We start from the raw sequence: 14,004 nt of genomic DNA on the forward strand, positions 1-14,004 counted from the left end.
GGTGTGCATCGGGTGGCGCGCATCATGCGGGCCCACAAGATCAAGGCAGTGCGCGGCTACAAGGCACCACGCCACATCGCCGGCCGACCCTCGTTGATCGCACCCAATCATGTGCAACGCCAGTTCACGGTGGACGCGCCCAACAAGGTCTGGGTGACCGACATCACCTACATCCGCACCTGGCAGGGCTGGCTGTACCTGGCGGCCGTGGTGGACCTGTACTCGCGCAAGATCGTGGGCTGGTCTATGAAGCCCACGCTCAACCGGGAGCTGGCGCTGGATGCCTTGCTGATGGCCGTGTGGCGGCGCAAGCCCGCAGAGCAGGTCATCGTGCATTCGGATTAGGGCAGTCAGTACGGCAGCGACGACTTCAAGCGCTTTTGCCGCGAGCACAACCTTCTGCCCAGCATGAGCCGGCGCGGCAACTGTTGGGACAATGCGGTCGCGGAGTCCTTCTTCAGCAGTCTGAAGAAGGAGCGCATCCGCAAGCGCATCTACAAGACCCGGGAAATGGCCCGGGCCGATGTCTTCGACTACATCGAGGTCTTCTACAACCGTTCCCGCCGCCACAGCCATCTGGGCGGCATCAGTCCCGAGGCGTTTGAACTCGCCGCGGCGTGAGGTCAGGATTTGTCTAGAAGACTAGGGACAGTCCACTGCGGCTGTCGGTGCCCTAAATCGCTCTGCGAAGGCACAGGCTGAGGCTGAGGCTCTAGCCGCGAGAAGTAAGGAAGTCGAGGTCATCGTGAAGGACTTGCGAACGCAAGCCGAAGCCTTCAAAACCAGCGATCCGGGAAAGTTCCTTGAGCAAATCTCAGAAGTTCAAAAGACTGCACAAGGGACGAAGCTCCTGAGCCTTGCCGTCAACGTCAAGGCTCTTGAGGATCGTTTCTCGGCCACTCCTGCCACCGCCTCATATGGCTATGGAAACGGAGCGTGGCAAGGCACCACAAAGCGAGCCGACTGCCCGGCAAGGCACGTTGCCGTTGGCGTGGAGGTCACCTATGGGGGAACCTGCAGCAATCAATGCAACGCAGATGGCGGAACGGTCCGAGAGGTGAAGCTGGTGTGCCGCCCCCTGTGAGCCCCGGCACTCTTGAGCTCCTTACGTCTGCGATCCAGAAGTGAAGGGTTCCGTCAGGAGCCCTTGTGCTTTCCGAGCGAAGCTGGGGTCACGCCTTGCGTCCAGTTGCCCCCATGAAGCCCAAGGCCCCACCGACGATCGAGCAGATCGCCATGAACACAAGAGATGCCATGAAAGCATCTCCGATGTCTGAATCAGACCGGATGTGACGAGGGCCATACCAACTCGCGGAGAGCTCCACGAGGCCATACGACCCAAGGGCAAAGAGCAACGCTCCGACGATGGTGAACAGGGCTCGCTTCATGTCATGGATCGATGGGGACATCGGGCAACACGTGGCACCGTATCTTCTGACGGAGTTCACGCTTAGCCAGAGTCCGCCCCGTGAACTTCTGTAACGGTCCTGCTTAAGATGGGTCGCTCAAAAAAACATAGGGAGGGCACATGCAAGCAAATCCAAGGTCCATCGACGCACTGTTCAACTCGCAGATCCGCTACGTGGTGCCGATGTTTCAGCGGCTCTATGCGTGGCAGGAGAGCCCGCAGTGGGCGACGCTTTGGGATGACGTGGTGGAGAAGGCGTCGCTGCAACTTCGAGGCATCAAGAGCAACCCGCACTACCTGGGGGCTCTGATCATCGAGGGAGTTCGACCGAGCTCGCCTCGTGAGGTGAAGCGGTTCTTGGTGATCGACGGCCAGCAGCGGCTGACCACGCTCCAACTGCTGCTGTGTGCCTTTCGGGACATCGCCCGGCAAAACGAATGGAAGACGCTGGAGCGACCGGTCACGCGTTACCTGGAGAACGCCGACGCTGACGTGATGGACAACCCCGACGAGGAGATCCTCAAGCTCTGGCCGACGAAGCTCAATCGCGACATCTTCAAGAGCATCATCATGGCCGGTTCTCGGCAGGCCGTTGAGAAGCAATACCCCTTGATCAGGCTGCCGCGTAAACGCAGCTACGAGCCCCGCAGCAACCTGGTCGAAGGGTATCTCTACTTCTCCCGCACGATCGCAAGCTGGGTTCATGCGGTGGCACAAGAAGGAAGCAAGTCCGCCGAGGAAGCCGCGTTCGCACTCCTTCAGGCTCTGCAACAAGACTTCTCGGTCGTGGAGATCGCCCTATCTGAAGGCGATGATTCGCAGGAAATCTTCTACTCGTTGAATTCCCAAGGGCGGCCCCTTTCTCAGTCGGATCTGCTTCGCAGCCTGATCTTCATGCGAGCAGAAAAGGAGAAGGCCGACCGCGACGCGATCTTCGAAAAATACTGGGCCCACTTCGAGACTCCGTTCTGGAGCCAAGCTCTCACCCGGGCAGGGCGTGAGTTTTCGCGGCTGGACATGGGTCTTCGAAGCTTCCTCATGGCAAAAACCGGGCAGCTTGTCGATGCGAGGCGGGTCAACGAGGAATACCGGCGTTGGATTTCTTCGACACCACCTCGCTATGCGTCGGTGGAGCACGAGCTCGAAGACTTCTCCAGCTACGCGGCCATCTACGCCCGATATGAAGCGACGGATCTGGGCTCCTTGCCAAGCACCGACCTGCGGCGTGTGCTCAAGGACCTGGATGTATCGACGGCACTGCCGCTCTTGATGCATCTGCACCGCGATGCGGCCCTCGATCCTGATCAGCTTCAGGCTTGCCTGAACACGATCGAATCCTTCCTCGCCCGCCGCGTGCTTCTCAACGAGGAGAACAAGGAATACAACCGGCTCTTCGTGGAAGTGATTCAGACCCTGGGCACGCTCAGGGGTGCCGAGGTGCTTCCGGCCTTGCAGCGAAAGCTTCTCACCGCTTCGAGCTCAACTCGCTACTGGCCGACCAATGACGAAGTGGTCGAGTTCCTCGTCCAAACACCGATCGTGGGCAACGTTTCGACCCCCGCCCTTCGGCTGGTTTTGGAGCGGCTGGAGTTGCTCCTCCGGTCCAAGAAGACGGAAAAGGAGTCGATCGAGGCAGGGCTCCAGATCGAGCATGTCATGCCTCAAAGTTGGGGAGCCCACTGGCCCTTGGAGGGCAAGACGATCCCCTCCAACATCGTCATCTACCCTCGATACGCGGTCGATGAGTGGGAGGGCCTTGAGAATTCGATCAGGCAGCGGAACACCCTGGTCCAGACCCTGGGCAACCTCACACTGCTCAACAAGTATCTGAACCCTGCGGCCAGCAACGCCCCGTGGGCCACCAAGCTCAACGAATACAAACACTCGGTGCTGCGGCTCAACCGCGAGGTGAGCAGCGTAGAAGATTGGACCGAGGAGCAGATCACCAAGCGGTCGATCGCCCTGGCAGAAATGATCTGCCAGATTTGGCCTCGGCCCAACCTCCCAGCCTGACGCTCAGAACTTCATCGGAAGCGTGAGGTCAAACAGGTCCATCGTCTCCTGGAGAAGCTGGAGCCTCTTGGCCTTCACGTGCGGGCTTGAAAGGTCGATCGCGGCCTGGTCGTAGTGCCCGACCACGGCCATGAGCATCACCGGGTGCACGTCGAACTCGCCCAGGCGGCTGATGAAGTTCTTGCTAGAGGAACACTGAGACACTGCCGATGGAGATGTGCCTCGCGTGAAAGTCTCCAAGCGACACTTCTCACGCTGTCTGCGGTAGTTGACAAGCGCACATACGGCGTGGATAATAGAACGCATGGAGACCCGCTACCTCACAGTGCGGAGCTTTAAATCCGGGAGACCCACTACCCTAAGTGTGGAACTTTAAATCGGGATGCCGCAGCCCTAAATGCGGTAAAAAAGTGGCTCAGGCCACTTTTTTTTCGCCAAAAATTATTATAGGGAGGATATAACTATGATGTTATATGCGATCAGCGATGATTACATCACTTATCTGCTGAAGACGGACGCACGAGTGATGTTCAATAAGGATGGTCGTCCTTATCTTGGAGTGGTGCTAAAAATCGATGGGCAAAACTGGTATGTGCCCTTGAGTTCGCCCAAAGAGGATGCTGGTTTGAAGCCTAGCTTCGTATGGCTATATGCGATTTACGAAGCTGGTGTCAATAGCAAGATTAACGGCTATCTGTTCTTTAGAAACATGATTCCGGCACCTGATTGTGCGGTTAGTCTTTTTGACTTCCAGAGCAAAGGTGCTAGCTATGAGAATCTGATCAACAAGCAGCATATCGTGCTCAAGAGCGATGCTGATAAAATCGCTAAAGACGCCAACACCTTTTACAAGTTGATTATTGGCAAGAGGAGCGAAGAGCTGCTCAAGAAGAGTTGCGACTTTCAGAAATTGACGGCAGCATGTGCTGCTTATAAGTGTCCCGGAGTTGTTGAGGCCAATCAAAAGGTCGTCTGAACGACCTTTTTTCTTAGAACTTCATCGGTAACTCGATCGTGTGATAGGAATCCATCACCTGCTGCAGGAATTTCAGGGGCTTATCCTGCTGATAGGTCGAAAAGTGAACGCCAGACAGATCCAAACCCGCTTGATTGTAATGGCCCACGATTGCCATGACCTTGGCCGCATTTTCGCCGGTCGATTGCGTCAGGCCGTTGATGAACGTCGTTCGGAATGAATAGAGCTTTCTGGTTTTCTCATCGATCTTGAGATTTTTCACCAGATAAATTTCGTTGAAGCGTCGTGAGACGTTCTTCAAGTAGCCGTTTTTCCCATCTTTCAGAAGAGGGAAAAGTTGCCCTGCGGGATCTTCTTCTTTACGCTTTTTGAGGTAATCCATAAAAGCCGATTCGCGGACGGCCTTGTGAAAGGGAATTCGCCGCTGGCTGTTGGTCGTCTTGCCCGATCTGACTCGGAAGAAGTGGATTTCTTCTTCGTAGCAAACATTTCTGAGGTTGATGCCTGCGAGCTCTTCGGGGCGTGCCCCGGTGTGCAGAAGAAGGAAAGGCAGCCAATAAAAATGTGGCTTGCCATCCGCATACTCTGCATAAGACTCGGGGTCAAAGATGCGTCTCAGGTGCTCGCTCGTGAACTGCTCATAAGAATCGACCAGTTTGGCCGCTTGCGAGCGGGTGCCTACCTCCAAACCCTTGAAGGGGTTCGATTCCGCGTGCCCATGGATCATGGCCCAGCCCATGAAGTGGCTCATGTGCCCAAGCTTCTTGTTGATGCGAGCGATGTTCGCTTGACCTTGCAATAGAAGGTCTTTGAAGTCACTGGCTTGAGCCTTGTCGATCAGACCCACGTCCGCGTTGGGGAACAACGTCGCGAATGCTTTGAAGGTCGCTTGCTTGTCCTCGATCGTTTTGGTCTCGTTGAGTTTTACTTCCTGCTTAAAGTATTTCTCAACCCCCTTTGAGAAGGGCATGGCCTCCTTCGGTGGCAAGGTGGGGGCCGGGGGTGATGCAGTCGGCCTTGCGAGCGGTCGAAAGAACGACTGATCGTCGTCGGGGCCTGTGCCGATTTGGGCGATCGCGAAAAAAGTTCGCGGGCTCGCCGCACATCCTCATCCGACTGGATGTCGGTGAAGCTCACGCTGCCATCGCGATCGACGGTCATGTTGAGCTTTTGGATGTCCGCCTCAATTGCCGCCAGCTTTTCTTCGGCGGAAGGCTCATCGGGCCTCTTTTTCCTCCACCACTCCCAGTTCATCGACCACTCCCAGTTGATCTTGGCAGCAAGGATGCTAGCCAAGGCCGGGTCTTTGGTTCTGAGGGATTTCCGGATCGTCTTGCCCCCGCGTGTCACGCGAAAGTAGAACGTCCCGTGCCGGTCACGGTGCAGATGGGGGAGGGTGACCCTGCGGGTCGAGGCGGTGTGGCCCATGGCGGAAGTTGCGCCACTTCTTGTGCCACCTCGGGCCAATGAACAAAGCCCGCAGGACAAGTGTCCATGCGGGCTTTGGGATTTGGTGGCGCTTCAGGGATTCGAACCCCGGACCTGCGGATTATGATTCCGTCGCTCTAACCGGCTGAGCTAAAGCGCCTTGCGAAGAACGCGACTATAGCAAAGTTTTCGAAGACAATGCAAGCCCCCGCCGAGCACGGCGACAAACGTTCGGCGCGCGAGTCCTCTCGACCCTCCATGTTCAGCTTCCTCAAGAAAAAACTGGGCTTCGGATCCTCCGAGCCCTCGCCGGCGCCCGCCCCCGAAGCGGCGCCCGCACCTGCCCCCGCCTTCCCGACCCCGCCGGTCGCCGTCGAGCCGGCTTCGGCACCGGCACCGCAAGTCCTGGCCCCCGCTCCGCAGACCGCGCCGGTCGCACCGCCGCCCGTCATCGCGGCACGCCCTGAGCCGTCTCCGGCGCCATCACCCACGCCCGTTGTCGCAGCGCCCGCTCCCGTGGCGGCGCCCGCCCCCGTGGCTGCCCCCGTGCCGGCTCCTGCTCCGGTCGTGGCGCCCGAACCCGAGACCGCGCCGCGCAAGAGCTGGATGGACAAGCTTCGCCAGGGCTTGCGCAAGACCGGCTCCAGCATCGCCCAGGTCTTCACTGGCACGCAGATCGACGACGCGCTCTATGAAGAGCTCGAGGCCGCGCTGCTGATGGCGGATGCCGGCGTCAAGGCGACCGAGTTCCTGCTCGAGGACCTGAAGCGCCGCGTCAAGGAGGCCAAGGCCACTGAGCCTGCGGTCGTGCGCCAGCTGCTCGTCGACGCGCTGACCGAACTGCTGCAGCCGCTGGAGCGCCAGCTGGTGATCGGCGAGCAGTCACCGATGGTGATGATGGTCGTGGGCGTCAACGGCGCCGGCAAGACGACCAGCATCGGCAAGTTGACGCGGCATCTCGCCGATGCCGAGGCCAACGTGTTGCTGGCCGCCGCGGACACCTTCCGTGCGGCCGCGCGCGAGCAGCTCGCCGTCTGGGCGGATCGCAACCGGGTGCAGATCGTCAGCCAGGAAGGCGGCGATCCGTCGGCGGTCACCTACGACGCTGTGGTCGCGGGCAAGGCGCGCGGCTGTGACGTCGTCATCGCCGACACCGCCGGCCGTCTGCCGACGCAGCTCCACCTGATGGAGGAGCTCAAGAAGATCAAGCGCGTGATCGGCAAGGCGCAGGAGACGGCGCCGCACGAGGTCCTGCTGGTCGTGGACGGCAACACCGGCCAGAACGCGCTGACGCAGGTGAAGGCCTTCGACGACGCGCTCGGCCTCACCGGTCTGATCGTCACCAAGCTGGACGGCACGGCCAAGGGCGGTGTGCTCGCGGCGATCGCGCGCGAGCGTCCGGTCCCGGTCTACTTCATCGGTGTCGGCGAGAAGCTTGAGGACCTGCAGACCTTCGACGCGCGCGAGTTCGCGCAGGCGCTGCTGGAGTAACCCACGGAGTCCTCGGTCGCGAAGCCGTCGCAGGACGGGGGTGATCGGGGACGGTGAGGAGTGAGGTGTCGGCGCTTGCCGCCGGGGCCTCATACCTCGGCGGCCAACGCACGGGCCGAGGCAGGAATGAAAAGGGCTCCCAAGTGGAGCCCTTCGTCTTACATCGGGAAGCCGCCGCCTCCGCCTCCCATGAGGTTCTTGAGGCCGCCCATCTTCTTCATCATCTTCATCAGGCCGCCGCCCTTCATCTTCTTCATCATCCCCTGCATCTGATCGAACTGATTGAGCAGGCGGTTGACCTCCTGGATCTGGACGCCGGCGCCGGCGGCGATGCGGCGCTTGCGGCTGGCCTTGGACTTGCCGTCCATCAGCAGCGACGGCTGGCGGCGCTCCTTGGCGGTCATCGCGTTGAGGATGCCTTCCATGCGCTTCATGTCGCGCTCGGCCTTGTCCATGTCGGGCTGACCCGCCTTGGCGGTCATCTGGGTGGGCAGCTTGTCCATCAGCCCCGACAGCCCGCCCATCTTCTTCATCTGCGAGATCTGCGCGAGGAAGTCGTTCAGGTCGAAGCCATCGCCGGACTTGAGCTTCTCGGCGAGCTTCTGCGCCGCCTCGACGTCCACACCCTTCTGCACTTCCTCGACCAGCGCGACGATGTCGCCCATGCCGAGCACGCGGCCCGCGTGGCGGTCGGCGTCGAAGACCTCCAGGCCGTCGATCTTCTCGGACACGCCGGCGAACTTGATCGGCGCGCCGGTGATCTGCCGCACCGACAGCGCCGCGCCGCCGCGCGAGTCGCCGTCCAGCTTGGTCAGCACGATGCCGGTCAGCGGCAGCGCGTCCTTGAACGCCTTGGCCGTGTTGATCGCGTCCTGACCCTGCATCGCGTCGACGACGAACAGCGTCTCCACCGGCTTGAGCGTCGCATGCAGGTCGCGGATCTCCGCCATCAGTGCTTCGTCGATCGCCAGGCGGCCGGCGGTGTCGACCAGCAGCACGTCGAAGAAGTGGCGCTTCGCATGGTCCAGCGCGGCCAGCGCGATGTCATGCGGCTTCTGGTCCGGCGCCGACGGGAACCATTCGGCGCCCGCCTGCTTCGTCACGGTCTTGAGCTGCTCGATGGCGGCGGGGCGGTACACGTCCGCCGAGACCGTCAGCACCTTCTTCTTGCGCTTCTCGGTCAGGTGCTTGGCCAGCTTGGCGGTGGTCGTCGTCTTGCCGGCGCCCTGCAGGCCGGCCATCAGGATGATGGCGGGCGGCTGCGCGGCCAGGTTGATGTCGGCGACGCCTTCGCCCATCGTCGCGGCCAGTTCCTTGTGGACGACCGAGACCAGCACCTGGCCCGGATTCAGCGAGGCGACCACCTCCTGGCCGAGCGCCTTCTCCTTCACGCGGGCGATGAAGTCGCGCACCACCGGCAGCGCGACGTCGGCCTCCAGCAGCGCCATGCGCACCTCGCGCAGCATGTCCTGCACATTGGACTCGGTGATGCGGGCCTGGCCGCGCATCGTCTTCACGAGCCGGCTCAGTCGATCGGTCAGGGTGGAAGCCATCGTATTGGCGCCCGCGGAAGCGGGCGCTCGTCATTACACTTTGCGGATGATTTTATCGTCCGCCTCCGCCGAGCCCAGCGGCCTGCTCCTGGCCGCCCTCAGCGCCGCTGGCGCGGTGGCCTATGCCGTTGCCGCCGCCTTCGCGCACCTGCGGCCCCGCACCTGGCGCTCGGTGCTGGTGCTGGCCTGGCTGCTGCACCTGGCCGCGCTGGTCGTGGACATCGGCGGCATCGGCGCTGCGCCGGTCAACGGCAGCCATGCGGCGCGCTTCGGTTTCGCGCCGTCGCTGTCGATGACGGTCTGGCTGGTGACCGGTGTCTACCTGGTCGAGAGCCGCTTCCTGCCGCTGCCCTCCGCCCAGCGGCTGCTCAGCGTGCTGGGACTGCTGGTGATGCTGGTGGCCTGGATGTTCCCGGGCGAATACCGACCGCAGGCGGGCTCGCCGCTGGCGCCGCTGCACTGGGCGATGGGGCTGGCGTCCTACGGCCTGTGCGGTGTCGCGGTGATGCATGCGGTCATGCTCAACCGTGCCGAGCGCCAGATGCGCGCTCAGAAGGGTCAGGGCGCCCCGGTGCTCGGCACGCCGCTGCTGCGCCTGGAACGCCTGACCTTCCAGTTCGTCGGCGCGGGCGTGGTGGTGCTGTCGATCGCGCTGCTGCTGGGCGTGGCCTTCACGCCGCAATGGCGCTGGGATCACAAGACGCTGTTCGCCGTGATGGGCTGGGTTGTGCTGACCGGGTTGCTGACGGGCCGCCGCGTGTTCGGCTGGCGCGGCAAGCGCGCGACGCGCTGGCTCTACTTCGGCGCCGCGCTGCTGCTGCTGTCCTACGCCGGCTCGCGCTTCGTGCTCGAGGTCGTCCTGCAGCGGCCGCCCCTGTGATGCCGATCCTGTCGACCGCCTCCCCGAAGCTACCGCCGCGCTCATCGTGATCAAGCTGCTCTTCTGGATCGTCCTGCTGGCGGTGATCGCCTTCGTGATCGGCTTCAAGCGAGGCCGGCCGGCGCCGCGCGACGACGTCCGCCCGCCGCCGCCGCAGCCGCGCCTGCCCGAGGACATGGTGAGCTGCGCCGAATGCGGCATGCATCTCCCGGCCAGCGATGCGCTGCCCGGTCGCGGCGGTCAGTTCTGCAGCGCCGCCCATCGCGCCGCGCACGAACACCGCCTGGAAGCCGCCGAGGCGGCGCGCAGCCGCCGCGACAGCGCCGGGACCTGAGCACCGGACCGCATGGCCACCTCCGAGACCGTCGGCGCGATCAGCGCCAGCACCATCCAGCGCCTGTATCGGGCGTTCATGGGGGCGCGGGCGGCACTGGGCCTGGCGCTGCTGGCGACGCAGTCGCTGGCCGGCCTGATGGGGGCCCGGCCGACCGGCTGGACGACGCTGATCTCGCTGATCTACGGCACGCAGGCGGTGCTGGCGTGGATCCTGCCGCGCTGGTTCGGCGGCGGCGACGTGCCGTCGAAGGACCGCGCCGGCCTGAGCACGCGGCAGTTCATGGTCAGCATCGGTGCCGACCTGGTGCTGTTCACGCTGCTGCAGGTGCGCGATCCCAGCGGTCCCTATGGCGCGCTGTTCTTCATGCCGGCGCTGATGGCCGGCGCGCTGCAGCCGCGGCTGCGCGCGCTGGGCTGCGCCGCCTTGCCCAGCCTGGTGCTGCTGTCGATGTCGGGCTGGGCGGTGCTGAACGAGCAGGACGGCGCGCTGCGCATCAGCCAGGCCGGGCTGCTGGGCTGCGGCCTGTTCGTGGTCACGCTGCTGGCGAACGAGATCGCCTCCCGCCTCGCGCGCGAGGAACGCGCCGCGCGCGGCAGCCTCGAGTACGCCCGCCAGCAGGCCGACCTGAACCGCCTCGTCATCGAGGAGATGGAGGAGGGCGTCGCCGTCGTCGACCGCCGCGGCCTGGTGCGCACCGCCAATCCGGCGGCGCGGGCGCTGCTGGCGGAAGGCGCCTCGCTGCGCTCGGGGGCGTTCCGGCTGGACACCACGCCGGCCTGGAAGCCGCTGCTGCGAGCCATCGAGAAGGCCTTCGCCGGCGAGCTCTGGCCGGAGGCCGGCCGCGACCTGCTGCTGGACTTCGGCCGCGGCTCGCAGCGCTCGCTCCGGGTGCGCATGCGCTTCACGCTGCGGCCGCTGGATGGCGACGACCTGTGCGTGCTCTTCCTCGAGGACAACCGGCTGCTCGAGGCGCGCAATCGCCAGGAGAAGCTCGCGGCGATGGGCCGGGTGTCGGCCGGCATCGCGCATGAGATCCGCAACCCGCTGACCGCGATCGCGCAGGCCAACGCGCTGCTGTCGGAAGACCTGGCGCAGGATCCCAAGGGCGAGCAGCTCACCCGGATGGTGGCGTCCAACGTCGAGCGGCTCAAGCGCCTGGTCGACGACGTGATGGAGGTCGCGCCCGGCATCGCGCCGGTGGCGCTGACGCTGTCCGCCGCGCCGCTGGTGCGCGAGTACTGCGCCGACTGGGCCACCACCCAGCGGCTGCCCGCGGGCGAGGCCAGCCCGCTGCGCGTCGAGATCGAGCGCGACGGCCTGCTCGTCAGCTTCGAGCCGGAGCACCTGCGCCGCGTCCTGATCAACCTGCTGGACAACGGCCTGCGCCACGCCCGCCCCGGGCCGGGCGCGCTGCGCGTGCAGCTGCGCGAGGACGGCGAGTGGGTGCGGCTGTCGGTGTTCAGCCGCGCCGAGCCGATTCCGGCCGAGGTCGAACGACACTTGTTCGAGCCCTTCTTCTCCACGCGCAGCCGCGGCTCGGGTCTCGGCCTGTACATTTGCCGCGAGCTGTGCGAACGCTACGGCGCCCGCATCGAATACCACCGCCGCGACACCGGACCGAACGCCGAGGCCAACGAGTTCCGCGTGCTGCTGCCGCGGCCGGCTTCGCCAACCGCCGCGCTCGCCTCGGTCCCGTCCGCGGGGCCGGATTCCCATTTCCCCGATACCGAACTCCATGAGCGCTGATCCCCGCCTGCTGGTCGTCGACGACGAGCCCGACCTGCGCACCCTCTACGAGATGACGCTGCTGCGCGAGGGCTTCTCGCTGGACAGCGCCGGCACCGTCGAGGACGCGCTGGAGCTGCTGGGCGCCCGCCGCTACGACGCGGTCATCACCGACATGCGGCTGCCGGACGGCAGCGGCCTGGACATCCTGCGCTGGCTCGAGCAGCAGGGGCGCAGCGAGCGCGCGCTCGTCATCACCGCCTACGGCTCGGCCGAGAACGCGGTCGAGGCGCTCAAGGCCGGGGCCTACGACTACCTGACCAAGCCGGTGGACCTGCGCCAGTTCCGGATGGTGGTCGCGTCGGCGCTCGGCCGGACGCCCAAGATGGAAGGGCCGGTGCCCAAGCCGTTCTCCTCGGCCCCGGCGGCCGCGGCGTCGAGCGCGGCACCGGTCGTCGCCGCGCCGGACGCGTCGGATGCGTTCGCGCCGACGGCGCCTGGCGCCTTCGACGTGCTGGCCTCGGCGCAGGCGCCCAAGCCCGCGCCAGCCGAGGCGCGCAAGCTGCCTCGCGCCACCCCGCCGTTGACCGGCTCGACCACCGCGCTGGAGCGGCTGGTCGGCGATTCGGCGCCGATGCGCCAGGTGCGCGAGCTGATCGAGAAGGTCGCGCGCAGCATGGCGCCGGTGCTGCTCAACGGCGAATCCGGCACCGGCAAGGAGCTTGTCGCGCGCGCGATCCACGACGTCAGCGCGCGCCGTCCGCAGCCCTTCATCGCGGTGAACTGCGGCGCGATCCCGGAGCAGCTGCTGGAAGCGGAGTTCTTCGGCTATCGCAAGGGCGCCTTCACCGGCGCGAGCGAGGACCGGGAGGGCTTCTTCCAGGCGGCGCAGGGCGGCACGCTGTTCCTCGACGAGATCGGCGACCTGCCGCTGGCGATGCAGTCCAAGCTGCTGCGCGCGTTGCAGGAGCGCTCGGTGCGGCCGGTGGGCGCGGTGGCCGAAATGCCGGTCAACGTCCGGCTGCTCAGCGCCACCCACAAGGACCTGGCCGCGGAAGTGGCGGGCGGCCGCTTCCGCCAGGACCTGTATTACCGGCTCAACGTGATCCAGATCCGCGTGCCGCCGCTGCGCGAGCGCATGGAGGACCTGGCGCCGATCAGTGCCCGCATCCTGCAGCGCATCGCCGCCGACGCGGGCGTGGCGCCGGTGCCCGCGCTGACGCCGGCGGCGCTGGCGACGCTGTCGCGCTACAGCTTCCCGGGCAATGTGCGCGAGCTCGAGAACCTGCTGCATCGCGCGCTGGCGCTGTCCAGCGGCGATGGCATCGACCTGGCCGACCTCGGCCTGCCCGACAGCGTGCTGGGCCTGGACGACGCGCCGGCGGAGACGGGCGACGTGGCCGCGGAGCCGCCGCTGGGCGCCGCCTTGCCCGCCGAGGCGCGGGGCGACGCGCCGCTGCCGGCGGATCTCGCCACCTATCTGGACGAGGTCGAGAAGCAGATCCTGCTGCGGGCGCTGGAGCAGCACCGCAACAACCGCACCGCGGCCGGCGCCAGCCTGGGCCTGTCGCTGCGCCAGATGCGCTACCGCATGGCGCGGCTGGCGATTTCGGTCGGCGGCGACGAGTCCTGACGGGTTCGCATCCCAGCGGGAATGCGCGCAATGCGACCATGACCCCACCGCCGGTGGCGGCTCCGGGAAGGTCCTAGGGCGGGGTTGTCCTAACGGGTGGGGACAGCGGCGCGGCCTGTCATCGAAACGCCATCGCCGCCTGCTCAGCAACCATCGGCCCTCGCGCCCGATTCCCCGCTGCAGCCCGCGCCAATCCTGGCGCCGTCCACACGATGCGCGAATCCATCGGGGCTGTGCGGGGTCAGGTCTTCCGGCTAGACCAGCGGGTGGCGGACGTCAAGGGCGATGACGCTACCGCTAGTTCCTTGAAGGTCCCGCGACCACTAGATATAGTGTTTTGCATGCTATCCTGCTGACCTTCGCAAACACGGCGATGAATGCTCCATCAGAAGTCTTGCCCGCGCTGCCGACCCCTCGGTCGGAGAGCCGGAAGTTCCAAGTCCAGGCGCATCAGCAGCATCGCGAACACCACCTGACCCCCTGATCGTTAGGCCCTTCGGACCCGCCGGGCCGGGCGAAGCTTTTTTGTTTTTTCCAGACACCAGAACAGACGAGGATCC

At 64.7% G+C, this 14,004-nt stretch carries 13 protein-coding genes, 1 tRNA gene and 1 pseudogene; 9 read left to right on the plus strand and 6 right to left on the minus strand.

The window, feature by feature from the left end; genetic code table 11:
- Together CS062_RS00460 and CS062_RS25680 are read left to right on the plus strand one after the other, a co-directional pair.
- Positions 1-621, plus strand: a pseudogene (locus tag CS062_RS00460) (IS3 family transposase); the annotation flags it as partial.
- A gap of 124 nt (positions 622-745) precedes the next feature.
- On the plus strand, positions 746-1,084 hold the full coding sequence (locus CS062_RS25680) for a hypothetical protein (RefSeq protein ID WP_143742212.1): 339 nt from the start codon (positions 746-748) through the stop codon (positions 1,082-1,084).
- A gap of 88 nt (positions 1,085-1,172) precedes the next feature.
- Here the strand turns inward: CS062_RS25680 and CS062_RS00465 are convergent, their stop codons facing one another.
- Positions 1,173-1,388, minus strand: coding sequence for a hypothetical protein (locus CS062_RS00465; protein ID WP_099859520.1), 216 nt, complete (start codon positions 1,386-1,388; stop codon positions 1,173-1,175).
- 140 nt (positions 1,389-1,528) lie between these two features.
- Here CS062_RS00465 and CS062_RS00470 point away from each other — a divergent pair, with 140 nt between their 5' ends.
- Positions 1,529-3,421: a DUF262 domain-containing protein gene (locus CS062_RS00470; RefSeq protein WP_099859521.1), complete on the plus strand. Its 1,893-nt coding sequence runs from the start codon at positions 1,529-1,531 to the stop codon at positions 3,419-3,421.
- A gap of 3 nt (positions 3,422-3,424) precedes the next feature.
- On the opposite strand, the gene CS062_RS00475 is transcribed toward CS062_RS00470, so the two are convergent.
- Positions 3,425-3,661: a hypothetical protein gene (locus CS062_RS00475; protein WP_143742213.1), complete on the minus strand. Its 237-nt coding sequence runs from the start codon at positions 3,659-3,661 to the stop codon at positions 3,425-3,427.
- 223 nt (positions 3,662-3,884) lie between these two features.
- On the opposite strand from CS062_RS00475, the gene CS062_RS00480 reads away from it, so the two are divergent.
- Positions 3,885-4,397, plus strand: coding sequence for a type III toxin-antitoxin system ToxN/AbiQ family toxin (locus CS062_RS00480; RefSeq protein WP_099859523.1), 513 nt, complete (start codon positions 3,885-3,887; stop codon positions 4,395-4,397).
- Between the two features lie 13 nt (positions 4,398-4,410).
- Here the strand turns inward: CS062_RS00480 and CS062_RS00485 are convergent, their stop codons facing one another.
- The 3 genes from CS062_RS00485 to CS062_RS00495 all read right to left on the minus strand — a co-directional run bounded on the left by CS062_RS00485 (position 4,411) and on the right by CS062_RS00495 (position 5,985).
- Complete coding sequence (locus CS062_RS00485) at positions 4,411-5,367, minus strand: tyrosine-type recombinase/integrase (RefSeq protein ID WP_099859524.1); 957 nt, start codon at positions 5,365-5,367, stop codon at positions 4,411-4,413.
- Positions 5,322-5,825, minus strand: coding sequence for a hypothetical protein (locus tag CS062_RS26065; protein WP_158238627.1), 504 nt, complete (start codon positions 5,823-5,825; stop codon positions 5,322-5,324). The genes CS062_RS00485 and CS062_RS26065 overlap by 46 nt, the downstream gene beginning before the upstream one ends.
- Positions 5,826-5,908: 83 nt before the next feature.
- A tRNA-Met gene (locus tag CS062_RS00495) sits at positions 5,909-5,985 on the minus strand.
- A 98-nt stretch (positions 5,986-6,083) separates the two neighbouring features.
- Between CS062_RS00495 and ftsY the strand changes: the two genes are divergently transcribed.
- A complete protein-coding gene (gene ftsY / locus CS062_RS00500) occupies positions 6,084-7,316 on the plus strand; it encodes a signal recognition particle-docking protein FtsY (protein ID WP_099859526.1) in 1,233 nt (410 codons plus the stop codon).
- Between the two features lie 158 nt (positions 7,317-7,474).
- Here ftsY and ffh read toward each other — a convergent pair whose 3' ends face one another.
- A complete protein-coding gene (ffh, locus tag CS062_RS00505) occupies positions 7,475-8,869 on the minus strand; it encodes a signal recognition particle protein (protein ID WP_099859527.1) in 1,395 nt (464 codons plus the stop codon).
- Between the two features lie 46 nt (positions 8,870-8,915).
- Here ffh and CS062_RS00510 point away from each other — a divergent pair, with 46 nt between their 5' ends.
- Genes CS062_RS00510 through CS062_RS00525 form a run of 4 tightly spaced genes read left to right on the plus strand, consistent with a single transcriptional unit; the run spans position 8,916 to position 13,444 of the window.
- A complete protein-coding gene (locus CS062_RS00510) occupies positions 8,916-9,749 on the plus strand; it encodes a cytochrome C assembly family protein (protein WP_099859528.1) in 834 nt (277 codons plus the stop codon).
- Positions 9,750-9,795: 46 nt separating this feature from the next.
- Entirely contained in the window at positions 9,796-10,083 is a 288-nt protein-coding gene (locus CS062_RS00515) for a PP0621 family protein (RefSeq protein ID WP_099859529.1), read from the plus strand.
- A gap of 12 nt (positions 10,084-10,095) precedes the next feature.
- Positions 10,096-11,832, plus strand: coding sequence for a sensor histidine kinase (locus CS062_RS00520; RefSeq protein WP_099859530.1), 1,737 nt, complete (start codon positions 10,096-10,098; stop codon positions 11,830-11,832).
- Positions 11,822-13,444 (plus strand): sigma-54-dependent transcriptional regulator, encoded by a 1,623-nt coding sequence (locus tag CS062_RS00525; protein WP_099859531.1) that lies wholly within the window; start codon positions 11,822-11,824, stop codon positions 13,442-13,444. Before CS062_RS00520 ends, CS062_RS00525 begins: the two co-directional genes overlap by 11 nt.
- Positions 13,445-14,004: the final 560 nt, after the last annotated feature.

Source organism: Roseateles chitinivorans, from assembly GCF_002761755.1.
In the GTDB taxonomy this organism is placed as follows: Bacteria; Pseudomonadota; Gammaproteobacteria; order Burkholderiales; family Burkholderiaceae_C; genus Roseateles; species Roseateles chitinivorans.

Bases quoted from the DNA above. Each gene is read 5' to 3' on its own strand.
- CS062_RS00465 (WP_099859520.1), bottom strand. From the start codon at position 1,388: ATGAAGCGAGCCCTGTTCACCATCGTCGGAGCGTTGCTCTTTGCCCTT.
- CS062_RS00510 (WP_099859528.1), top strand. From the start codon at position 8,916: ATGATTTTATCGTCCGCCTCCGCCGAGCCCAGCGGCCTGCTCCTGGCC.
- ffh (WP_099859527.1), bottom strand. From the start codon at position 8,869: ATGGCTTCCACCCTGACCGATCGACTGAGCCGGCTCGTGAAGACGATG.
- CS062_RS00525 (WP_099859531.1), top strand. From the start codon at position 11,822: ATGAGCGCTGATCCCCGCCTGCTGGTCGTCGACGACGAGCCCGACCTG.
- CS062_RS00480 (WP_099859523.1), top strand. From the start codon at position 3,885: ATGATGTTATATGCGATCAGCGATGATTACATCACTTATCTGCTGAAG.
- CS062_RS00520 (WP_099859530.1), top strand. From the start codon at position 10,096: ATGGCCACCTCCGAGACCGTCGGCGCGATCAGCGCCAGCACCATCCAG.
- CS062_RS00485 (WP_099859524.1), bottom strand. From the start codon at position 5,367: ATGCCCTTCTCAAAGGGGGTTGAGAAATACTTTAAGCAGGAAGTAAAA.
- ftsY (WP_099859526.1), top strand. From the start codon at position 6,084: ATGTTCAGCTTCCTCAAGAAAAAACTGGGCTTCGGATCCTCCGAGCCC.
- CS062_RS00470 (WP_099859521.1), top strand. From the start codon at position 1,529: ATGCAAGCAAATCCAAGGTCCATCGACGCACTGTTCAACTCGCAGATC.
- CS062_RS26065 (WP_158238627.1), bottom strand. From the start codon at position 5,825: ATGGGCCACACCGCCTCGACCCGCAGGGTCACCCTCCCCCATCTGCAC.